The sequence below is a fragment of the Streptosporangium sp. NPDC000095 genome (assembly GCF_042899335.1).
Lineage (GTDB): Bacteria > Actinomycetota > Actinomycetes > Streptosporangiales > Streptosporangiaceae > Streptosporangium.
In genome coordinates this window covers 147808-169609 of the sequence record NZ_JBIAZS010000012.1, presented here as the reverse complement: position 1 = coordinate 169609, position 21802 = coordinate 147808, and the positions used below count along the sequence as shown (strand labels likewise).

The following is a 21802-nucleotide window of genomic DNA, read 5'->3' as shown; positions in this document are numbered from 1 at the left end:
CCCGGTTAGTGTTGAACGCTCCCCCCGGCGAACGATTCCAGGGGAGAGCGTTTCATGGCAACAATCCTTAGGGCGGCCGCGACGGTCACGGCCCTGTCAACCGTGCTCTCCGCCTGCGGTGGCGGACCCGGCGGGGACGGTTCCCTCCCGGGCGGGCTCGTCGGAGGCGAGGTCGTCTCGGGCACGTCCGACCCGACCGCCACCTCCGCCCCCGCGGAGGCGATCACCTGGGGTCCGTGCACCGGGCTCAGGCGGCCTGGCGGTGAGACCCCCCAGCCCAACTCCGCGCAGCAGTGCGGGAAACTCAGGGTCCCGCTCGACTACGCCAACCCGGACGGCGACTCCATCGAGATGGCCGTCATCCGTGTCAGGGCCACCGACCCCGGCAGGCGGATCGGCTCGCTGGTCTTCAACTTCGGCGGCCCCGGCGCCTCGGGTGTCGAGACCATGGCCCAGGCCGCCAAGGCGTTCACCACCCTGAACAGCCGCTTCGACCTGGTCAGCTTCGACCCGCGAGGCGTCGGCGAAAGCTCAGGTGTCCGGTGCGGCGACAGCGCGGTGATGGACAGGTTCACCTCGATGGACACCCTGCCCGCCAACGAGGAGGAGCGCGCCAGGAGCCGGGAGATCACCAAGGAGTTCGTGACGGCCTGTCAGCAGACCTCGGGCAGGCTGCTGCCCTACATCGGCACGGTGAACGCCGCCGCGGACATGGACCGTCTCCGCGCGGCCCTGGGCGAGAAGCAACTGGACTACTTCGGCATCTCGTACGGGACGCAGCTCGGCGCGGTCTACGCGACGAAATTCCCGCAGAACGTGGGACGGTTCGTGCTGGACGCCCCGCTGGATCCGAGCGTCTCCATGGCGACGCGCACGATGGTCCAGACGAAGGGGTTCCAGCACGCCTATGACGCCTTCCTGAAGGACTGTGTGAAGCAGCCCCGCGAGTGTGAGATCGGCAGCGACGCGACCATCGCGAACAAGAACGTGACGAAGCTCATGGACGAGCTGAACGACAAACCGCTCAAGGTCGGCAAGCGTCTCCTGACCCAGGGGCTGGCGGGCGTCGGCATCGCCGCCGCGCTGTACTCGAAGCTGACCTGGCCGCTGCTGGACCAGGCGCTGGGCCAGGCGATGAAGGGTGACGGTCGGATCCTGCTGGCCCTGGCCGACAGCTACAACGGCCGTCAGCCCGACGGGAGCTACACGACGCTCATGAGCAGCTTCCCCGCGATCAGCTGCGTGGACACCGCAGAACGCCCCACCCCCGAGCAGCTGAACGCGCTGGAGGACGAGACGATGAAGGTCTCCCCGCTGTTCGGCGGCGCGGGGATGGGCCTGATCTGCTCGATGTGGCCGGTTCCCGGCAACGACGAGGCGAGGCGGATCAACGCCACGGGCTCGGCGCCGATCCTGGTCATCGGCGGCACCGGCGACCCCGCCACGCCGTACGAGTGGGCTCCGAAGCTGACGGGGGAGCTTCGGACGGGGGTGCTGGTGACCTACAGGGGCGAGGGGCACGGCGCCTACCTGTCCGGTGACACCTGCGTCAAGAAGCTGACCGACGCCTACCTCATCGACGGGAAGGTCCCTGCCAGGGGGACCGTCTGCGACGGTTCGTGACGCGGCGGGCCCGCGGGCGGGCCGCGCGGTCACGCCTTCCCGCGCGTCGCCCGCCCTCGCGGGAGACATCGCCCGCCCTCGCGGAGACATCGCCCGCCCTCGCGGAGACGTCGCTCGCCCTCGCGGGAGACAGGGCGGCGGTGAGGAGCGCGGTCGGAGGCGAACGGGCTCGGCGGGGCTCGGGGAGAGGACTGCGGTCGAAGGCGGACGGTTCAGCAGGTCTCCGGACGGGGCCGGGCGGTCTCGAAGCGGAAACCGACCCGGCCCAGGTGCTTTTCGAGCAGACGCTTCATCGTCCCGTCCTCGTACATCGACGCGATCACTTCGTTGATCTTCCGGCAGGCCACCGGGTCGCCACGCCTGAGCGCGACGCCGTACCTCTCCGAGGTGAGCCTGATCCCGGCGATCTCGACCTTGACGTCACGCAGGCGGGCACCGAAGCCGGCGATCAGCAGGTCGTCCCCGACCATGGCGTCGGCTCGGCCGTCGGCCACCTGGGACGCGCACTGCGCGGGGTCATCCGCCCGTACCGCGACGAAGTCGACGCCCCTGTCGCGGATCATCGTGCCCGTGGTCTGACCAGGTGACAGGCAGATCCTCCTGCCGCGCAGGTCCTTGAGACCGTCGATCCTCGCGCCGGTACGCACCAGCGCGTCGCGGTGGGCGAGATAGTACGGGCCCGCGAAGGCGACGCGGCGGCGATCGGCGTTGTCGATCGAGAAGTTGGCGATCACGAGGTCGGCCCTGCCCTTCTCCACCGCCTCCTCACGACCGTCGTACCCCACCACCGACACGAACCTGAGCCCGTCGTCGGGCACCTTCAGCTCTTTCGCGATGTGGGCGGCCAGGTCGGCCTCGAATCCCCGGGGCGGCCTGCCCAGCGAGATGCCCGGCAGGCCCTCCCTGAACCCCACGCGGAGCCTGCGGGTCTCCCCGATGCGGTCGAGCAGGGGCGAGCCGGTGGAGACCCGCGGGGTCGCCGTCGCAGGGCCGGCCGCCGGTGGGCGGGAGGGTTCGGCCTGGCCGGGCGGCGTGCTCCCGAACGGGAGGCCCAGCAGGGCACCCGCCACGCCGAGGACGGCGACCCCGACGGCGATCGCGCCGAGGACCACCGGGCGGCGCCGCGTGGGCGCGGCGGGCTCTTCGGGCCGGGTCAGGTCCCCGGTGGCGGCCTGCGCGCCCTCGGCCAGCTCCTCCTCCGAGGCCTCCGGGGTCTCCGCCTCGTCCACCGGGTGGCCGAGCAGGCGCTTCAGCAGCACGTCCGAGGTGGGCCTGAGCCGCTGATCCTTGTTCAGGCAGGCCGCGACGACGTCGCGTAGCCCGTCGGGCAGGCCGTTCAGGTCGGCCTCGTGGTTGATCACCCGGTTGAGCGTCGCCACGATCGTGTCGCTCCCGAAGGGAGCCTTCCCGGTGGCGGTGAAGACGATGGTCGAGCCCCAGGCGAACACGTCGGCGGGAAAACCCACCCGCTCACCGGCGATCTGCTCGGGGGCCATGTAGGCGGGGGTGCCGACCGCGCGGGTGGTGATCGTCCCGCTCTCATCGATGATCTTCGCGATGCCGAAGTCGACGACCCTGGGGCCGTCGGTGGCGAGCATGACGTTGTCGGGCTTGAAGTCGCGGTGCGCGATGCCCGCGTGGTGGATCGCGGTCAGCGCGGTGGCGGTGCCGATCGCGAGGCGTTCGAGAGCCTCCCCGGTCAGCGGTCCCTCGCGTTCGACCACCTGGCGCAGCGAGGGCCCCTCGATCAGCTCGCTCGCGATGTAGGGCGTCTCACCGTCGAGGTCGGCGGCGAGCACCCGGGCGGTGCAGAAGGCGGCCACCCGGCCGGCCGCCGCCAGCTCGCGGGCGAAACGGGAGCGCGCGTGGGCCTCCTCGGTGAAGCGCACGTGCAACAGCTTGACGGCCACCCGCTCACCGTCCTCGGACTCGCCGAGATAGACGACCCCCTGCCCGCCCTCCCCCAGTCTGCCCTTGAGCTCGTACCTGCCCAGTCGCGGCGGATCCCCCGGCCGCAACGGTCTGATCTCCGGCACCGCGCACCCCTCGTCCACCGCGCTTTGCCAGAACATTACACACCCGGACGGGCGATGATCGGCTGTCTCGTCAGGGCCGGTGCGGCTCACCTCGCCCCCCGCGCGGGGGGCGGCGATTCCCCCGAAAGAACCAGAGATCGGTTGAACAGACAAAAGCACATCGATACCCTGTGGCGACGCATCTCATTGGAGCTCGATGGCCGCGCGACCACAACCCCCACGGGCCACACCACCAGGTCCCCATGGCAAGACGCCTTCCAAGCCCTCGGGCTTCAAGGCCTCCAGAGCGATCGCCATCACCGGAATCGGTGTCGTCTCGATGCTTCTCGTCTCCTCCTGCTCCACGTCGGACTACGAGGAGGTGGGCGCCGAGTGCGTCGACCTCAACAACCGCCAGCCGGACGGCAGCTACGCGATCGTGGACGAGGACCTCTGCGACGACGACAGGCGCTACCACGGATCGCGGGGCGCCTACGGCTGGTACTACGGAGGCGTCAGGTCCGGCTCCCACATCCGGCAGGGCACCACCGTGCGTCCCTCGGACGTCCAGATCACCAGCCGCAAGGGCACGGTGATCCAGCGGGGTGGTTTCGGTGGCCGAAGCGGATCGGGTGGCGGGAGCTGATCCGGCGCCGATGAGCAAGCCGACGAACCACAGGTGAGCGACAGGTGAGCAGGAGATGAGACGCGAGACCTCCCTCCCTCGCGACGACTGGGAGAGCGTCATCGAGGGCCACGGCCTGGCCTACCACCGCTCGGCCCATCCCGAGGGCCTTGACCGTCCGTACTGGGACGAGACCGTCCAGTACGTCTTCTCCATGGACGAGGTCCTCGACCTGGAGAACCAGGTCGAGGACCTGCACCGGATGTGCCTGAACGCCGTGGAGCACGTCATCGCCAAGGGCCGCTACGCCGAGTTCGCGATCCCGCCGTGGGTGGCCCCCGAGATCGCCGCCTCCTGGGAGCGTAACGACCCGCACCTGTTCGGCCGCTTCGACCTGCGCTACGACGGGACCGGCCCCGCCAAGCTGCTGGAGTACAACGCCGACACCCCCACCAGCCTCCTGGAGAGTTCGGTGGTGCAGTGGTTCTGGCTGCGCGACCGCTACCCGGACGACGACCAGTGGAACTCCATCCACGAGCGGCTGATCGCCAGGTGGCAGCAGATCTCGACCGGCCTGCCCACCGGGCCCACGCACTTCGCCTGGACCAACATGGACACCTCGGGCGAGGAGGTGATGACCCTCGCCTATCTGCAGGAGACCGCCGACCAGGCCGGGCTCAAGACCGTCGCGGTCGCGATGGAGGACATCGGCTGGGACGACCTCAACCTCCGCTTCGTCGACATGGAGCGCAGGGTGATCCGCTCGCTCTGCAAGCTGTACCCGTGGGAGTGGGCGGTCGCCGACCCGTTCGGGACGCGGGCGGTGCGCCAGCAGGTCTCGACGACCTGGATCGAACCGCTGTGGAAGATGCTGCTGTCCAACAAGGCGCTGCTCGCGGTGCTCTGGGAGCTGTACCCGGGACACCCGAACCTGCTGCCCGCCTACCTCGACGGCCCCCGCGACATGTCCTCCTACATCGTCAAGCCGCTGCTCGGCCGCGAGGGCGCCAACATGCGGATCGTCACCCCCGGCGAGCACGTCGAGACCCTCGGCGGCTACGGCGCCGAGGGGTACGTCTACCAGGAGTTCCAGGCGCTGCCCGTCTTCGAGGGCTGGCGTCCCGTCCTCGGCGCCTGGGTCGTCCACGACGAGGCGGCGGGTGCCGGCATCCGCGAGACCTCGGGGTTCATCACCGACGACACGTCGTCATTCGTCCCGCACCGCATCGAACTCTGAGTCCCGGAAAGAGAAACCACACATGAGTCCCACCCCCGTGCCACCCGTCCCCGTCGTGCCCGGTGCCGAGGCGCTCTCGCTCGCCGAGGTCCTCGGGCGCGGCGCGCTCGCGATCGTCTCGTACGCCGCGCTCGGCGTGATCCTGCTCATCGTCGGTTTCTACGTGATCGACATGGTCACCCCCGGCAGGCTCGGCAAGCTCATCAAGGAGGGGCGCAATCCCAACGCCACCCTGCTCGCCGGCTCAGGGCTGGCGGCCGTCGGGCTGATCGTGGCGGCCTCCATCTGGTCCTCGGGCGGCGCCCTGCAGGAGGGCCTGCTCGCGACGCTGGTCTTCGGCCTGGTCGGCATCGCCGTGCAGACCGTGGCGATGGTCGCGTTCGACAAGGTGGCGGGCATCTCGGTGCGCGAGCTGGTCACCGAGCCGGAGCTTCAGCCGGGCGCCCGGCTGCTCGCGGTCACCCACCTCGCCATCGGCCTGATCACCGCCGTCGCGGTCGTCTGAGCCCTCGTCCGACCCGCCCACCCTCCGTACGTTCACATCCCGGTGGGCGTACGGGACACGGGCGCGCGGAACAGGAGACGATGACGACGCCCGGCTCCGAGAGGGTGACCACGGGCGCGCGGAACGGGATCGTGGCGTACGCTCGCGCCCTGGTCGTGCGGGACGTACAAGATCGGGGAGCGTACGCTGTCCGGAGCCGCGGCTGGCGCATCTCCCGCGACCTGGCACTCTTAGTGGCGTGAGGGAGCGGAACGAGCGAACGTTCAGGCACAGCGACGTCGTGACCGGGGAGGACGGGAGGGATCCCGACTCCGACCGGATCCGGGAGGACACCACGCGCCGGCTGGAGCGGGCCATGGGCACGCTGGGCACGGCCGCCATGTCCCGCATGGACGACCGGCTGATGTGGTTTCGCGCCCTGTCGGCGGAGGACAGGTCCTGGGTCGGGCTGGTCGCCCAGGCCGGGATCGCCGCGTTCGTGGAGTGGTTCCAGCACGCCGGTGAGGGCCGCCCGACGCCCAGCATCGAGTTCTTCGGCACCGCGCCCAGGGAGCTGAAGCGGTCCATCTCGCTGCAGCAGACCGTCGACATCGTGCGGGTCGTGGTCGAGGTGGTCGAGGCGCAGACCGGAGAGCTGGCGGCGCCCGGCGGGGAGCACCAGCTCCAGCAGGCGATGCTCCGCTACACCCGCGACGTCGCCTTCGCCGCCGCGCAGGTGTACGCGCGTGAGGCCGAGGCTCGCGGGGCCTGGGACGCACGGCTGGAGGCGCTGATCGTGGACGCCCTGGTCAGGGGCGAGGTCGACGACGGCCTGCACTCGTGGGCCGCCGCGCTCGGCTGGACCTCCGCCCCCGTCGTGGTGCTGGCCGGGCAGACCCCCGACGACGACCCGCAGGCGGTCATCGACGCGCTGCGCGACCGGGGCCGCAGGTCGGGCCTGGACATGCTGGCCGGGGTGCAGGGCGACCGGTTGATCGTGATCGTGGGTGGGGCGGACAGCGTCGCCGCGGCGGCCAGGCACGTGGTGCCGCGTTTCGGCGCCGGTCCGATCGTGATCGGGCCCGAGGTCGCCGACCTGCACTCGGCCGCGAGTTCGGCGCGGGCGGCGATGGCCGGGCTGCGAGCCGCCGCGGGATGGCCGGACGCGCCCAGGCCGGTTCACGCTGAGGACCTGCTGGCCGAACGGGCCATCGACGGCGACGGCGACGCCAGGGCACAGCTGATCGAGAACGTCTATCTGCCGCTGATCGGCACACCGCTCCTCGACACCCTCGCGACCTACCTGGAACAGGGCACGTCCCTGGAAGCGACGGCCCGCCTGCTTTTCGTCCATCCGAACACGGTGCGCTACCGTCTGCGTAAGATCACGGAACTGACCGGCTATCAGCCGACCGAGGGGCGATCCGCCTTCACCCTCCAGGTGGGACTGATTCTCGGGCGCCTGTCGGAGACGCCGGTAACCTAGAATCCTTTACTTAATCTCCGCGAAACTCCCGCTGTAGGTTCCCTACAAAGAAGTGGGGACAAAGTTCGTCTGGATCTCCATCCATGTATTGAACTTCTACAGGGCAGGCTGGATTTTGTGCTCGTCATCGTCGCTCCGGGCCAGGGTGCCCAGACTCCAGGCTTTCTCGGTCCATGGCTCGAACTACCGGGCGTGGCCGATCGGCTGACCGCTTGGTCGGAGCTGGCCGGCCTCGATTTGATCGCCTACGGGACCACCGCGGACGCGGACGAGATCCGTGACACGGCCGTCGCGCAACCACTCCTCGTAGCCGCCGGGCTCGCCGTCGCCGAGGTGCTGGGGGCCTCCCCCGACATCGTCGCCGGGCACAGCGTGGGCGAGTTCACCGCCGCCGCGCTGGCCGGGGTGATCACCCCCGAGCAGGCCGTCGGCCTCGTCCGCGAGCGCGGCCAGGCCATGGCGAAGGCCGCGACGATCACCGAGACCGGCATGTCCGCCGTCCTCGGCGGCGTCGAGGAGGAGGTCCTCGCCGCCATCGCCGACAAGGGACTCACCCCCGCCAACATCAACGGCGCCGGGCAGATCGTGGTCGGCGGCACGCTGGAGCAGCTGGCGGCCTTCAAGGCCGAGCCGCCCGCGCGGGCGAGGGTGAGGGAACTCTCGGTCGCCGGCGCGTTCCACACCGTCCACATGGCCTCCGCGGTCGGCCGTCTGCGCGAGGCCGCCGCGGACGTCACACCGGCCGATCCCGCCGTCACGCTGCTGTCCAACAGCGACGGGTCGGCGGTCACGAGCGGCGCCGAGTTCATGGAGCGCCTGGTCACCCAGGTCGCCAACCCGGTGCGCTGGGACGCCTGCATGGCCACGATGACAGAGCTCGGCGTCACCACGATGATCGAGCTCGTCCCCGGCGGCACGCTCACCGGCCTGGCCAAGCGTGCTCTGCACGGGGTGACGACCGTCGCCCTGAAGACCCCCGACGACCTGGAGGCCGCGCGAGCCGCCCTTGAGTCGAACAAGGAGCGGTGACCGAGGAATGAAGACCTCACAGGGCGCGCCCGGCGCGAAGATCCTCGCCTTCGGCCACTACCAGCCTTCCAACGTGGTGACCAACGACGACCTGTCGGCGACCATGGAGACCAACGACGCCTGGATCCAGAGCCGCGTCGGCATCAAGGAGCGCCGGATCGCCCCGGACAACGAGTCCGAGATCGACCTGGCCGTGCAGGCGGGCGGCAAGGCCCTCGCCGCGAGCGGCCTGGCGGCCTCCGACATCGACCTGGTGATCGTCGCCACCTGCACGCTGGAGACGCAGATCCCCAACGCCGCCGGCCGGGTGGCCACCCGGCTGGGCATCGACGCCCCCGGCGCCTTTGACGTCAACACCGCCTGCTCGGGCTTCTGTTACGCGCTCGCGGTCGCCAACGACGCGATCCGCGCGGGATCGGCGACCCACGTGCTCGTCGTCGGCACCGAGAAGCTCTCCCAGTGGATCGACTGGACCGACCGGGCCACTGCGGTGATCTTCGCCGACGGCGCGGGCGCCGCGGTCGTCGGCCCCTCCGACACCCCGGGCATCGGCCCCGTGGTGTGGGGCAGCGCCGGCGACAAGTTCGACGCGATCATCATCAAGGACCGCGACTCCTTCCTGCACCAGGAGGGCCAGACCGTGTTCCGCTGGGCGACCACCGCGCTTCACCCCGTCGCCAAGGAGATCTGCGAGCGTTCCGGGGTGGATCCGGCCGACCTCGCGGCCTTCGTACCCCATCAGGCCAACCTCCGCATCATCGAGGCGATCGCCCGCAAGCTCGGCGCGGACAACGCCGTCATCGCCAAGGACATCGTCCTGGCGGGCAACACCTCCGCCGCCTCGATCCCGCTCGCCCTGTCCCGGATGATCGAGCGCGGCGAGGTCCAGGCGGGCGGGCTCGCCCTGCTGCTCGGCTTCGGCGCGGGCCTGACCTACGCGGGCCAGATCATCGAGATCCCCTAGAGCTTCCGCGCGGCCCCGCCGCACGGGAAACCAGAAGAACCACGATTCCAAGGAGAACACGCGACATGGCTCTGACCGAGCAGGAGATCCTCGCCGGCATCGGCAAGATCATCAACGAGATCACCGGGATCCCGGCCACCGAGGTCACCCCGGAGAAGAGCTTCGTCGACGACCTCGACATCGACTCGCTGTCCATGGTCGAGATCGCCGTCGCCGCTCAGGACGAGTTCGGCGTCGAGATCCCGGACGACCAGCTCAAGCACCTCAAGACCGTCAAGGACGTCATCAACTTCATCCAGAACTGAGACGTTCCCGCTTATCCCCCAGCCCAGATTGACCAGCGATTCACAAGGAGCGCAGCAGTGAGTACAGACCAGGTACGTGTCGTCGTCACCGGGCTCGGCGCGACCACGCCCCTCGGTGGAGACGTCGCCTCGACCTGGTCGGCGCTCCTCGCCGGTCAGTCGGGCGTGAGCGGTATCACCGCCGACTGGGTGGACTCCGTCCCGGTGAAGTTCGCCGCCTTCTCCGCCGTCGACCCGACCGAGGTTCTGCCCCGGCCGGAGTCGAGGCGGCTGGACCGTGCCGAGCAGTTCGCACTCGTCGCGGCCCGCGAGGCGTGGGCGCACGCCGCGATCGACAAGGTCGACCCCGAGCGGCTCGGCGTCGTCGTGGGTAGCGGCATCGGGGGCATCACCACGATCCTCGCCGCCTACGACACCTTCAAGGAGAGGGGCTGGACGCGGCTCTCGCCGTTCACCGTTCCCATGCTGATGCCGAACGGCTCGGCGGGCTGGATCGGCATCGAGGTCGGCGCGCGCGCCGGCGTCCACGCCACGGTGAGTGCCTGCGCCACCGGCGCCGAGTCGATCGGGTACGCCATCGAGATGATCCGCTCCGGCCGGGCCGACGTGGTCGTGGCCGGCGGCACCGAGGCGGCCATCCACCCGCTGAACATCGGGTCCTTCGCGGCCATGCGCGCCATGTCCACCCGCAACGACGAGCCGCAGCGCGCCTCCAGGCCGTGGGACAAGGGCCGTGACGGCTTCGTCCTCGGCGAGGGCGCCGGCATTCTCGTCCTGGAGTCCGAGGAGCACGCCCTCGCCCGCGGCGCCACGATCTACGCCGTGGCCGCCGGGGTCGGCTACTCGGCCGACGCCCACCACATCGCGCAGCCGGAGCCGACCGGCGCCGGGGTCATGCTGGCCATGCGCCGCGTCCTGGAGGACGCCGGTCTCACCGGCGCCGACATCAAGCACGTGAACGCGCACGCCACCTCCACCCCCGCGGGTGACGTGGTGGAGACGATGGCCATCAAGGAGGTCATCGGCGGTCACCCGCTGGTCAGCGGCACCAAGTCGATGACCGGTCACCTGCTCGGCGGCGCCGGCGGTATCGAGTCCGTTTTCACCGTCCTCGCGCTGCACGAGCGGCGCGCGCCCGGAACCATCAACGTGGACGACCTCGACGACGGCATCGAGGTCGACATCGTGCGCGGAGAGCCGCGCGCCCTGCCGGACGGTCAGATCGCCGCGATCAACAACTCCTTCGGGTTCGGCGGGCACGACGTCGCCGTGGCCTTCACCAGCGTCTGACAGGGGCTCGTGATGACTGTGCTCGACAAAGGGCTGGTGAGCGAGGACAGCAAGGACGGCGAGAGCAGCGAGGACACGACACTGGAGCCTCTCGATCCCCGTGACCCTCAGGTGCGTCTCTCCGCTCTGCTCGACGAGGGCTCGATCCGGCTGATCTCACCGGTCGACCGCAGCGGCGTGCTCGCCGCGACGGGCCGCGTGGAGGGTGTGCCGGTCGTCGTGTTCGTCAGTGACGCCCGCGTCCAGGGCGGCGCGATGGGCAGCGAGGGGTGCGAGCACATCGTGCACGCCTACGACGTCGCGGTCCGCGAGCGGGTTCCCGTCATCGGCGTCTGGCATTCCGGCGGCGCCCGCCTGGCCGAGGGCGTGGAGTCGCTGCACGCGGTCGGCCGCGTCTTCGCCGCGATGACCCGCGCCTCCGGCGTGGTCCCGCAGCTGTCCGTGGTCGTCGGTCCCGCGGCGGGCGGCGCCGCGTACGGCCCGGCGCTGACCGACATCGTGATCCTGGCCGACGAGGGCCGCATCTTCGTCACCGGTCCCGACGTGGTCCGCAGCGTCACCGGCGAGCAGATCGACATGGCCGCCCTGGGCGGCCCCGAGCCGCACAGCAAGCGCAGCGGTGTCGTCCACGTGGTCACCAAGACCGAGACCGACGCCTACCTGCGGGCCCGCCGCCTGGCGGTGCTGCTCGGCCACCAGGGCCGGGTGCGCACCGGGGTCGAGGAGATCGACTTCTCCGGCCTGCTGCCCGACAACGTGCGCCGCGCCTACGACGTGAAGCCGCTCGTCACGGGCCTGCTGGATGAGCCCGGCGTGGAGCTGCACGCCAAGTGGGCACCCAACATCGTCACCACCCTGGGCCGCCTCGGGGGCCGGACCGTGGGCGTGGTGGCCAACAACCCGATGCGTCTGGGCGGCTGCCTCGACTCCGCCTCCGCGGAGAAGGCGGCCCGGTTCGTCCGGATGTGTGATGCCTTCGGGGTGCCGCTGATCGTCCTGGTGGACGTTCCGGGCTATCTGCCCGGCGTCGGGCAGGAGCACGACGGCGTGGTCCGCCGTGGCGCCAAGCTCCTGCACGCCTTCGCCGAGGCATCCGTGCCGCGGATCACCCTGGTGACCAGGAAGGCCTACGGCGGCGCCTACATCGCGATGAACTCCCGCTCGCTGGGCGCGACCAAGGTGTTCGGCTGGCCGACGACCCAGATCGCGGTCATGGGCGCGATCGCCGCGGTCCGCGTCCTCAAACGCCGCGAGCTCGCCGCCGCCCCCGAGGAGGAGCGCGCCGCCCTGGAGGCCAGGCTCGCCGAGGAGCACGAGATCCTCGCGGGCGGCCTGGACCGGGCCATCGAGCTCGGCGTGATCGACGAGGTGATCAAGCCCGAGGAGACCAGGGGCGCCATCGCCAGGGTCCTGGCCCAGGCGACCCCCGCCAGGGGCGCCCACGGCAACATCCCCCTCTGACGGTCGTTCGACGAGCCCCCGCCGGTCCCGCCGGTGGGGGCTCGCCCGTCTTCCCTGCGCCCTTCCCCGCGCAGGGAGGAGGCGCAGGGCACGTTCCAAACCCGTGTCCGGGACGGTCGTCCGCCGCGCGAGAGTGAACGTGCCCCCGTGGGGGCGTGCCCGCTCAGACGGCGGCGTGCAGCCAGCGGACCGGAGCGCCCTCACCCGCGTAGCGGAACGACTCGAGCTCGGCGTCCCACTGCTTGCCCAGCAGGCGATCGAGCTCCTCCTCCAGCACCACGCGGCCCTGACGGGCCATCAGCATGGCGGAGCGCAGCCGGTCCTCCGGGATCAGGATGTCGCCGTTGGCCCCGACCACGGCCGTGAAGGCGCCGAGGGAGGGGGTGTAGGCGTGCCGGGTCCCGTCGGCACCCGGTGAGGCGTCCTCGGTGATCTCGAAGCGGATCCGCTGCCAGCCCATCAGCGACGAGGTGATGGCCGCCGCGGTACCGACACGGGCCTCCCACTCGGCCTGCGCGCGCACGTGACCGGGCGCGGCGGGCTGCGGAGTCCAGGTCAGGTCTACGGGCACGCCAAGGACACCTGCGACCGCCCATTCAATATGAGGGCACAGCGCAGGCTGAGCTGAGTGGACGTAAAGCACGCCACGAGCAGACACCGGACCTCCCGTTTCGTACGAGGTGCGCCTTCCCCAACGGCCTCATACCAGGATGATCACAAGTGACTGAAGGAGAGACTACCGTCGGTCGTGACGTCGCACCAGAGGGGGGTCATACCGAGATGTTGTGCCGTGGGCACTTGGCCAGGGCATCCTCGGGAATGAAGAAAACCCCATCACCTGGTGATCGCCCCCCGGAGGACCAGATGAATACCGGCATAGAACGGGTCGAACCCATCCCCGGTTCGCCCGCCCTGATCAGAAAAGGTCAACTGCTGACCGACGCCGCGGGCCTCGCGGCCACCGCCCGCTGGGCCGACGCCGTCACCGAGATCGGGGGAATCCACCGGGTGCGCCTGTCTCCGGGCGTGGACGTCTGCGACCTGGTGGCGTCGGTACGGGCGCGGGGCGTGCGCGCCTCTCCCAACCACATCCTGACGGGCCAGCCGCTCTACTTCGGGGGCCCCGCCTCCCGCCCCTTCCCCAGCGCCGCCCTCCCGGCGCCCGACCCCGCCCCTACCGGGCGCGCGGCGGGCGCCGTGACGGTGGTGCTCGCCGACACCGGCCTGGCCGAGCACCCGTGGTGGCAGGGGAGCCCGTGGTTCCTGGAGCGGGGCCGGGAGGCCGACGAGGTGCCCGACTCCGACGGCGACGGCGAACTGGACCTCCAGGCGGGGCACGGCACGTTCATCGCCGGGCTGATCCTGCGGTCGGCCCCGTCGGCGCGGCTGCGGCCGATCCGGGTGCTGGACGGCCACGGCGTCGGGGACGAGGCCGGGCTGCTGCACCTTTTGGAGCGGCTGCGGGCCGACCCGCCGCAGGTGCTCAACCTGTCCTTCGGCGGGCACACCTTCGACGACCGCCCCTCCCCGCTCGTGGAGGCCGCCCTGGAAGCACTCACCGGTACGGTCACGGTGGCCTGCGCGGGCAACACCGCCTCCGACCGCCCTTTCTGGCCCGCCGCGTCACCCGGGGTGATCGCCGTCGGGGCACTGGATCCGGACGGCGGGGCGAGGGCCCCGTTCTCGGCGTACGGAGCGTGGGTGGACGCGTGTGCCCGCGGTGAGTGGCTGTCCAGCACCTTCCTCGAACACGGGGCGTTCAACGGCTACGCGCGCTGGAGCGGGACCTCCTTCGCCACCGCCCTGGTGAGCGGGGCGATCGCCGCCGCGTGCGCGGACCGGTCCGCGCAGGAGGCCGTGAAGCACGTCCTCGACCCGGCGAAGACCAGGCGGATCCCCGATTTGGGAGTCGCGGTGCCCACGCCCGGCTAAAGTCTCACCCAGAGCATTCGCTCGGACACGTAAAGTGTTCTCCGTGATTCCGGAGGTGCCGGTGAGCGACCAGCGCGCGATCGACGCCGTGCCGGTGGACGACCAGGCGGCCTGGGACGCGCTGGTCACCCGTTTCACGGGCCTGCTGTGGTCGGCCGTGCGCGCCTACGACCTCAGCCCGGCGGACGCCGCCGACGCGGTGCAGGGCACCTGGCTGCGGCTGCTGGAGAGCCTGCACACCATCCGCGACCCCGACAGGATCGGCTCCTGGCTGTTCACCACGGCCAAGCGTGAGGCGTCCCTCCTGAGCCGCCGGCGCCGGGGCGAGCGGCTGGTCGCCGACCTCTCCGACGGCGAACACGCGTGGTCCGCCCCGGCGGGCGCCACCCACGCCGATCCCGCGCTCGCCGTGCTGAGCGCCGACGAGGGCCGCCGTCTGTGGCAGGCCGTCGACGAGATGCACGAGCCGTGCCGGTCGCTGTTCCGGCTGATGGCGACGGCCCCCGACGCGGGTGTCCACCAGCTGGCCGGGCGTCTGGGCATGCCCAGCGGCAGCTACGGCCCCACCAGGGGCCGCTGCCTGAACCGACTCCGCACCATGCTCATCGCCCGGGAGGCGACATCGTGACGCGACATCCGGCGGCGATCGACGACGAGTCCCTGATAGCCGCGCTGCGCCTGGCGTCGGGAAGTGACCCGGTGCCCGCGCGGGTGACGGCCGCGGCCCACGCGGCCTTCGGCCTGCGGCTGCCCGGCGCCGTCCAGGCCCGTCCCGTGGTCACGCCCGTGCCGCGAGGCGTCCGGTCCACCGAGGAAACACGGCTGCTGAGGTTCACCGCGGCCGAACTCACGGTGGAGCTGGAGGTCACCTCCCTGGACGGCCTGGTCGACCTCGCGGGCCAGATCTCTCCCTGCCCCGAGGCGGGCACGCTGGTCGAGATCCGTACCCTGCACCTCACGGAGTCGCGTGTGCTGTCCCCGACGGGCCAGTTCGCCGTCACCGGTCTGCCGCCGGGCTGGTTCAGCGTGGTGTGCCACCGGCCCGAGTGCTCCCCCGTGGTCACCACCTGGACCCGGATCCGCCCGTAGGTGACCTTCCAGGAAGCGCTCACCGACGCCGAGCACGCGCTCGACCTCTCGGGCAGCGACCCGGCCCGCGCCCTCGCTCTCGCCCGCAGCGTGCTCACCTCGCTTGCCGCGTCCTGCCGGGCGGACACCCCGGCCGGCGACGCGGCGGAGGGCGGCGCGACGAGGAGCGGAGAGCCGGAGATCGGCGCGTCACAGGACGAGGGGCCGGAGGGCGGGCCCGCGAAGCGCCTCGCGGGGTGCGGGCACTGCGAGACGGAGGCGGTGGCGCACAGGGCGGCGGCGGTCGCGGCGCGCGAGCTGGGCGACCTGCCGTTCGCCGAGGAGCACCTGCGCCGGGCGGTGCGGATCGCGCTCTCGGCGGGGCTGCCGCACCGGGCGGCCCAGGCGCGGCTGTCACTGGTCCACGTCCGTACCGAGCTGGGTCATCCGGAGCAGGCGCTCGCCCTCGCCTCCGACGCCGAGCCCGGGCTCACCCCGGCGGAGGTGGGCAAGCTCGACGTGCACCGGGCCGTGGCCCTGGCGCGGCTCGGCCGCTACCGCGAGGCCGTCGACCACTGCGACCGGGCCGTGCGGGTCCTCGGCGGCGATGTCAGGTTCCTGGCCGGGGCGATGCTGAACCGCGGGCTCGCCCGGGTGTTCCTCGGAGAGCTGGGGGCGGCGGAGGCCGACCTGAGCCGGTGCGCGGAGCTGGCGAGGGGCGCGGGTCTGGAACACGTTCTCGCGCTCGCCGAGGGCAACCTGCCGTTCCTGGCCGCACGGCGCGGCGACCTGCCCGCCGCGTTCGGCGCCTACCGGCGCGCGGAGAGCGTCCTGGTCGGCTACCCGGAGCGGCTGGCGACGGTGCGCTGTGACCTGGCCGAGGCCCTGATCTCCGCCCATCTGCCCGGCGAGGCACGGGTCCTGCTGGAGGCGGCGGTTCCAGAGCTGGCCGCGGCGGGCGCCGGGACGGCGCTGGCCGAGGCCCTCCTGCTGCTCGCCAGGGTCGAGTTGCGCACCGGTGATCCGCATCGTGCGAGGGAGAGTGCGGACCTGGCCGCCCGCGAGCTGACCGCGCAGGGGCGGACGATCCTGGTGCCGGTCGCCGAGGAGATCCTCCTGCGGGCCCGGCTCGCGCTGGAGTCGCCCACGGCGGAACTGGCGGCGACGATGCTCTCGTGTGCCGACGCCCTCGACGCCGCCGGGCACCGAGACACCTCGGAGGCGCTCAGGCTCACCGTCGCCGAGGTCTCCCTCGGACTGGGCGACCGGCCCTCCGCCGAGCACCAGCTCGCCCTGCTCTCCCGCCCGGGCCGCGGGATGGTCGCCCTGCACGCGACGGCGCTGCTACGTGCCCTGGCGGGAGACCGGCGGGGAGCGTTCGCCGCGGTGCTGGCCGGTCTGGCGGAGGTGGGCGCCGAGACGAGGACGTTCGAGGATCCGGTGGTACGCGCGCACGCCGCCAGGGCGGGTGAGCCGCTGGCCCGCTTCGGGCTCGCCCTCGCCATGCGGACCGGGCGGGGCCACACGGTCCTGGCCTGGGCCGAACGGTGGCGGGCGGTCACCGGGGGCGCCGGCCGGCCGCTCGCGCCCCGACCGGCCGCGCTGCGGGCCGCGCTCGGGGAGTCGGTCCTGGTGGAGTTCGTCCGCCACGAGAGCGACCTGGCCGCCGTCGTGGTCACCCGGGACCGGATGACGCTGCGCCGTCTCGGCCCGTTCTCCGCCGTCGCCGAGGCCACCGTCCGCCTCCGGTACGGGCTGCGCAGGACACACCTGCTCGACGGGAGGGCCCCCGAGCCCGGCGCGGAGGCCACGGAGCTGGAGCGGCTCCTCTTCGGCCCGCTGCGTGATCGGCTGGCCGACCGGCCACTGGTGGTCGTGCCGACGGGGACGCTGCACACCCTGCCCTGGCCGCTGCTGCCGATGAACGCCGATCGGCCGGTGACCGTGGCGGCCAGCGCCGCCGCCTGGCTGGCAGGGCGGCGTGTGCCGTCCGTACGGGACGGGAGGGAGGAGGCGGTGCCGATGGCGGTGGCCGGACCGGGACTGCGGTACGCGGAGGCCGAGGCCCGCATGGTCGGCGAGTGCCATCGAGGCACGGAGCGGGTGGCGGCGCGGCGGGCGGAGGTGATGGCGGCGCTGGAGCGGGCCGACGTGGCCCACCTGGCAGCGCACGGGATGTTCTCCCCGCGCAGCCCGCTGCTGTCGAGCATCGACCTCGACGACGGCCCGCTGATGGCGTACGACCTGCTGCGGCTGCGCACCCCGCCCGCTCTGGTGGTGCTGTCGGCGTGTGACGCGGGAATGGCGCACGCCCCCGCGGACGGGGCGCCCCTGGGGCTCGCGGGTACGTTCCTGTCGCTGGGGACGCGGTGCGTGGTGGCGAGCCTGGTGCCGGTGCGCGACGAGGAGACGCTCGCGCTGATGACCGCCTTCCACGAGGCGCTCGCCGCCGGCGACCCGCCCGCGCGGGCGCTGGCCGTCGCGGGAGGGAAGACCGGTGTGGCGGGCTTCGTCTGCTTCGGCCGCGGGGATGAGCCGCCTTGGCCGGTCGGGAGGGATCGCCCGTCCGCGGCGACCGGCGAAGAGCTGTAGGTCTTCCCGTGGGGAGCGGCAGGCAGAGGACGGCAAAACCAGACGGGTCACGGTTTTCACCCGTTCCGCTCTGCGCGAAGCCGGCAGAACTCGAACGCGTCGTCTATTTATGGTGAGACATGGCCTCCTCTGTCCCGCCGCCGTCTCCGGCGATCGATCGGACCGATCCCAAGCCGTCTCCGGCTCGCGAACCGCTGTGGCGGCACGCGCTCGGCGAGCGTCTCAGAGATCTTCGTCACGAGCGGCGCGAGAAGTTGAGCGAGACGGCGCATCGCGCCGGCGTCTCACCGCAGTATCTCTCCGAGATGGAACGGGGCGTCAAGGAGCCGTCGAGCGAAATGATCGCCGCGGTCGCCGGCGCGCTGGACGTCACCCTGTTCGATCTGACCCTTGCCGTCGCCGAGAGCCTGCGGCCCGCTCAGAGCAGCACACCGAGAGGTGCCACCTGCTCGGCGGCGTACGCCCTGGCCGCCTGACGTGGCCTCCGGAATCACGCACGACCCGGTGAATTCTCCTCGATGATCTGATCGAGGAGCCCGTATTCCAGGGCCGCCGTCGCGGTGAACACCCGGTCATGATCGGTGTCGGCACGCAGGGTCTCGATGGTCTGGCCCGTGTGCCGCGACAGTATGCGCTCGATGTCCGCCCGCACACGTACGACCTCGTCGGCCTGCAGGATGAGATCGGGGATCGTTCCGCGCCCCTGAGCTGCCGGTTGATGCAAGATCACCCGTGCGTGCGGGAGGGCGGCACGTTTTCCTTCGGCGCCCGCAGCGAGAAGGACGGCGCCCACCGCGATGGCCTGCCCAATGCATGTCGTCTCGACCCGCGGGCGGATATAGCGCATGGTGTCGTATATCGCGAGCATCGCGCTCGGATCCCCGCCCTCACAGTTGATATAGAACTGTATGGGGGCGTCAGGGTTGTCCGACTCCAGGAAAATGAGCTGCGCGATGAGCGCGTTCGCGACACCCGCGTCGATCGCGGTTCCCAGATAGACGATTCGCTCGGTGAGCAGGTGCGAGTAGACATCCATGATCCGCTCGCCGCGAGAATCCCGGGCGATGACGTTGGGGATCGTGTACGTGGTCACCGGGCGGCTCCTTCGGTGACGCCGAATCCGAGCCGCGGGCGATCGTGCGGCGCGATTTCCTCGAAGCTCTGGACGATCGTGTCTATGAAGCCGTAGTCCAGCGCTTCTTGCGCCGTGTACCAGCGATCATGCAGTGAGTCCTCGAATACGCGCTCCACAGGCTGGCCCGTGTCCTCGGCGATGAGACCGAGCACCGTGTCGCGGGTGTGCCGCAGGTCGCCTGCCTGCAGCTCGATGTCGACCGCGGTGCCGCCGATCCCGGCCGAACCCTGGTGCATCAGGACACGTGAGTGCGGCAGGGCGCGGCGTTTCCCTCGGGCGCCCGAGGACAGCAGGAACTGCCCGGCGCTGTAGGCGATGCCCAGCACGAGGGTCGACACGTCACAGGGGATGAGCCGGATGACGTCACGGATCGCGAGCATCGACGGAACCGAACCGCCCGGGGAGTGGATCCACAGTGCGATATCGGTCGACGCGTCCTGCGTGGCGAGTGCTATCAACTGCGTGGCGAGCAACGTGCCGTTGTCGTCGTCGAGAGGCCCGTCGAGAACGAGAACACGCCGCTCGTAAAGCTGGCCTCTCACCCGCGCGTCGAACAGCGGGGGTTTCGATTGTTCACTCATGCGCCCATCATGTGGGGCCGCCAGGATCGGCGTCGACACGATCTGCCCGGAGCAGATCCGCTCTGAGCAGCGCGGACCCGCTTCCCCGACCGGCCGAGAGCACCACCACAGGAACAAGATCTTCAGCAGCCCTCCAAACGTTGTGCGGTGTCGTGATCGATCAGGACACGCGGCCTCGACCACGGCCATGATGGTGAGGCCCGACCGGTATGCCGGACTCTCACGGGCTCTGGTGAAAGGACACCACGTGGCGCCTTCCTGTAACCGGGTCACCCCCATGGGGGACATCGTGGCGATCTCGCTGCGCGGCGCCTGGACGGGTAACCGCGGCATCGTCCATTCGGGCGAGCGCATCGTCCGCTTCCACGCGGGTGACCTGTGGATCACCTGTGCGCTCAGCTTCAAGGGGCGGCGGCAGGAGCAGTGGCGCCCCGATCACTACACCTTTCTGTATTTCCATGACGAGGCCGTCTCGTTGGCGGCCGGGCATCGCCCGTGCGCGGAATGCCGCAGGGACAGCTACAACGCCTACCGCTTCGCCTGGGCCGAGGGTGCGGGGGTCGACGTGCCGTCCGGCCGGGCGATGAATCGGCGGTTGCACGACGAGCGGCTCGTCCGGGGCACGCGCCAGAGGCGTGTCCACGAGGTGCCCTGGGCCTACCTGCCCGACGGCACCTTCGTCCGGTTCGGCACCACCCCCGCCGTTGTCGTCGGCCCCCGGTTGGTCGAATGGACGTTCGAGGGCTACCGGACCCGCCACCCACGGCCCGTACGGGGACCGGCCGACGTCATCACCCCGCCCTCGACCGTCGCCGCGTTGAACGCCGGATACCCGGTGCAGATCGACGACTCCGCGCGTGAGTGACATCGCCCTCGTCTCACTGCGCCTGGGTGGAGACAACCGGCGTGGACCACCTGTTCGCGACGAGGGCGAACACGACCGAGATGTGTGCAACTGACGTTGATCGTTGACACCTGGGTCTCCGATCAGAAACCGGATCTCGCTCAGCGTGACCACGTCACGATCTTTATGCCAGAGCCTCAAGGTGCCCGCAGTGGTCACCCGGTGATGACAGGCCCCGCAAGGCCGGTGACGGTCAGCCGGTGGCGACCGGCCGGGAGGGGTCGGTCACCCAGTCCGACCACGACCCGACGTAGAGCGCGGCCGGGACGCCGGCCACCTCCAGGGCCAGCACCTCGTGCGCCGCCGTCACGCCGGACCCGCAGTAGGCGCCGACCGCGACCCCGGGGACCGCGCCCAGGGTGTTGAAACGTTCGCGCAGGAATTCCGGCAGGTGGAAGCGGCCGGAGGCGTCGACGTTCTCACCGGTGGGGGCGCTGACCGCGCCCGGGATGTGCCCGGCGACCGGGTCGATCGGCTCGACCTCGCCCCGGTAGCGCTCGGCGGCACGGGCGTCGAGCAGCACCCCGTCGGCGGCGAGTGCGCCGGCCTCCGTGGCGTCGAGCAGCGGCATCCCGCCCGGCCGCGCCTCGAAGTCGCCGGTTTCGGGACCGCTCTCCTCGGTGGAGACCGGCAGGCCCTCGGAGATCCAGGCGCGCAGGCCGCCGTCGAGGACCCGCACGTCGGGGTGGCCGAAGTAGCGCAGGAGCCACCAGGCGCGGGCGGCGGCCGCGGTGGAGTCGGCTCCGTCGTAGACGACGACGGTCCGGGAGCCGGACACGCCGAGTCGGCGCATCGCCTCCTGGAAGGCCTCGGCGGAGGGCAGCGGATGACGGCCACCCCCCCATGCCGGACCCTCCTGCCCGGGATGGGCCGTCAGGTCGGTCTCCAGGTCGCAGAAGACGGCGCCGGGGATGTGCCCCTCGCGGTAGGAGTCGATCCCGGCCGGCCCGGTGGGCGAGACGGCGAGCTTCCAGCGCACGTCGAGGACGCTCACCTCGGCCAGGTCCGCCAGCTCGGCGGTGGTGATCAACGGATTCATCGAAAATGCCTCCAGCGTGCGGACCCCGAATT

At 71.3% G+C, this 21802-nt stretch carries 21 protein-coding genes; 16 read left to right on the top strand and 5 right to left on the bottom strand.

The annotated features are described in order from the left end of the window. Positions 1-54 precede the first annotated feature (54 nt). Positions 55-1623 carry an alpha/beta hydrolase gene (locus tag ACFY3V_RS25745; RefSeq protein ID WP_362902322.1) on the top strand — a complete coding sequence of 523 codons (1569 nt, stop codon included), beginning with the start codon at positions 55-57 and terminating at the stop codon, positions 1621-1623. Positions 1624-1835: 212 nt separating this feature from the next. On the opposite strand, the gene ACFY3V_RS25740 is transcribed toward ACFY3V_RS25745, so the two are convergent. Next, on the bottom strand, positions 1836-3695 hold the full coding sequence (locus ACFY3V_RS25740; RefSeq protein WP_389776873.1) for a protein kinase: 1860 nt from the start codon (positions 3693-3695) through the stop codon (positions 1836-1838). A 160-nt stretch (positions 3696-3855) separates the two neighbouring features. On the opposite strand from ACFY3V_RS25740, the gene ACFY3V_RS25735 reads away from it, so the two are divergent. The 9 genes from ACFY3V_RS25735 to ACFY3V_RS25695 all read left to right on the top strand — a co-directional run bounded on the left by ACFY3V_RS25735 (position 3856) and on the right by ACFY3V_RS25695 (position 12519). Next, positions 3856-4284 carry a hypothetical protein gene (locus tag ACFY3V_RS25735; protein ID WP_389776870.1) on the top strand — a complete coding sequence of 143 codons (429 nt, stop codon included), beginning with the start codon at positions 3856-3858 and terminating at the stop codon, positions 4282-4284. Between the two features lie 55 nt (positions 4285-4339). Beyond that, positions 4340-5500, top strand: a complete 1161-nt coding sequence (locus ACFY3V_RS25730) for a glutathionylspermidine synthase family protein (protein WP_362902326.1) — start codon at positions 4340-4342, stop codon at positions 5498-5500. Positions 5501-5522: 22 nt separating this feature from the next. Further along, positions 5523-6005: a DUF350 domain-containing protein gene (locus tag ACFY3V_RS25725; protein WP_362902328.1), complete on the top strand. Its 483-nt coding sequence runs from the start codon at positions 5523-5525 to the stop codon at positions 6003-6005. A gap of 355 nt (positions 6006-6360) precedes the next feature. Continuing rightward, on the top strand, positions 6361-7470 hold the full coding sequence (locus ACFY3V_RS25720) for a helix-turn-helix domain-containing protein (protein WP_350946112.1): 1110 nt from the start codon (positions 6361-6363) through the stop codon (positions 7468-7470). A gap of 117 nt (positions 7471-7587) precedes the next feature. Then, complete coding sequence (locus ACFY3V_RS25715) at positions 7588-8499, top strand: ACP S-malonyltransferase (RefSeq protein WP_362902330.1); 912 nt, start codon at positions 7588-7590, stop codon at positions 8497-8499. Between the two features lie 7 nt (positions 8500-8506). Next, on the top strand, positions 8507-9463 hold the full coding sequence (locus ACFY3V_RS25710) for a beta-ketoacyl-ACP synthase III (protein ID WP_362516550.1): 957 nt from the start codon (positions 8507-8509) through the stop codon (positions 9461-9463). A 65-nt stretch (positions 9464-9528) separates the two neighbouring features. Continuing rightward, complete coding sequence (locus tag ACFY3V_RS25705; protein WP_350945978.1) at positions 9529-9768, top strand: acyl carrier protein; 240 nt, start codon at positions 9529-9531, stop codon at positions 9766-9768. A 57-nt stretch (positions 9769-9825) separates the two neighbouring features. Beyond that, positions 9826-11058 carry a beta-ketoacyl-ACP synthase II gene (fabF, locus tag ACFY3V_RS25700; RefSeq protein WP_362902334.1) on the top strand — a complete coding sequence of 411 codons (1233 nt, stop codon included), beginning with the start codon at positions 9826-9828 and terminating at the stop codon, positions 11056-11058. Between the two features lie 12 nt (positions 11059-11070). Continuing rightward, positions 11071-12519: a carboxyl transferase domain-containing protein gene (locus ACFY3V_RS25695; RefSeq protein WP_362902336.1), complete on the top strand. Its 1449-nt coding sequence runs from the start codon at positions 11071-11073 to the stop codon at positions 12517-12519. A gap of 163 nt (positions 12520-12682) precedes the next feature. On the opposite strand, the gene ACFY3V_RS25690 is transcribed toward ACFY3V_RS25695, so the two are convergent. Beyond that, positions 12683-13177, bottom strand: a complete 495-nt coding sequence (locus tag ACFY3V_RS25690) for a DUF3145 domain-containing protein (RefSeq protein WP_344918407.1) — start codon at positions 13175-13177, stop codon at positions 12683-12685. 206 nt (positions 13178-13383) lie between these two features. Here ACFY3V_RS25690 and ACFY3V_RS25685 point away from each other — a divergent pair, with 206 nt between their 5' ends. The 5 genes from ACFY3V_RS25685 (at position 13384) to ACFY3V_RS25665 (ending at position 18587) form a co-directional block, all read left to right on the top strand. Further along, complete coding sequence (locus tag ACFY3V_RS25685) at positions 13384-14451, top strand: S8/S53 family peptidase (RefSeq protein ID WP_350945975.1); 1068 nt, start codon at positions 13384-13386, stop codon at positions 14449-14451. A gap of 43 nt (positions 14452-14494) precedes the next feature. Then, the gene (locus tag ACFY3V_RS25680; protein ID WP_362902340.1) at positions 14495-15079 is read left to right on the top strand and encodes a sigma-70 family RNA polymerase sigma factor; all 585 of its coding nucleotides are present in this window, start codon (positions 14495-14497) and stop codon (positions 15077-15079) included. Next, on the top strand, positions 15076-15540 hold the full coding sequence (locus ACFY3V_RS25675; protein ID WP_362902342.1) for a hypothetical protein: 465 nt from the start codon (positions 15076-15078) through the stop codon (positions 15538-15540). Before ACFY3V_RS25680 ends, ACFY3V_RS25675 begins: the two co-directional genes overlap by 4 nt. Then, positions 15541-18111, top strand: a complete 2571-nt coding sequence (locus tag ACFY3V_RS25670) for a CHAT domain-containing protein (RefSeq protein ID WP_389776859.1) — start codon at positions 15541-15543, stop codon at positions 18109-18111. 119 nt (positions 18112-18230) lie between these two features. Further along, positions 18231-18587, top strand: a complete 357-nt coding sequence (locus tag ACFY3V_RS25665) for a helix-turn-helix transcriptional regulator (RefSeq protein WP_362902346.1) — start codon at positions 18231-18233, stop codon at positions 18585-18587. 14 nt (positions 18588-18601) lie between these two features. On the opposite strand, the gene ACFY3V_RS25660 is transcribed toward ACFY3V_RS25665, so the two are convergent. Both ACFY3V_RS25660 and ACFY3V_RS25655 read right to left on the bottom strand, forming a co-directional pair. Further along, entirely contained in the window at positions 18602-19204 is a 603-nt protein-coding gene (locus tag ACFY3V_RS25660) for a ClpP family protease (RefSeq protein WP_389776855.1), read from the bottom strand. Beyond that, positions 19201-20010: a ClpP family protease gene (locus tag ACFY3V_RS25655; RefSeq protein WP_389776852.1), complete on the bottom strand. Its 810-nt coding sequence runs from the start codon at positions 20008-20010 to the stop codon at positions 19201-19203. The genes ACFY3V_RS25660 and ACFY3V_RS25655 overlap by 4 nt, the downstream gene beginning before the upstream one ends. Positions 20011-20074: 64 nt before the next feature. Between ACFY3V_RS25655 and ACFY3V_RS25650 the strand changes: the two genes are divergently transcribed. Then, a complete protein-coding gene (locus ACFY3V_RS25650) occupies positions 20075-20692 on the top strand; it encodes a hypothetical protein (protein WP_362902351.1) in 618 nt (205 codons plus the stop codon). Positions 20693-20924: 232 nt separating this feature from the next. Here ACFY3V_RS25650 and ACFY3V_RS25645 read toward each other — a convergent pair whose 3' ends face one another. Continuing rightward, on the bottom strand, positions 20925-21770 hold the full coding sequence (locus ACFY3V_RS25645) for a sulfurtransferase (RefSeq protein ID WP_389776849.1): 846 nt from the start codon (positions 21768-21770) through the stop codon (positions 20925-20927). Between the last annotated feature and the right edge of the window lie 32 nt (positions 21771-21802).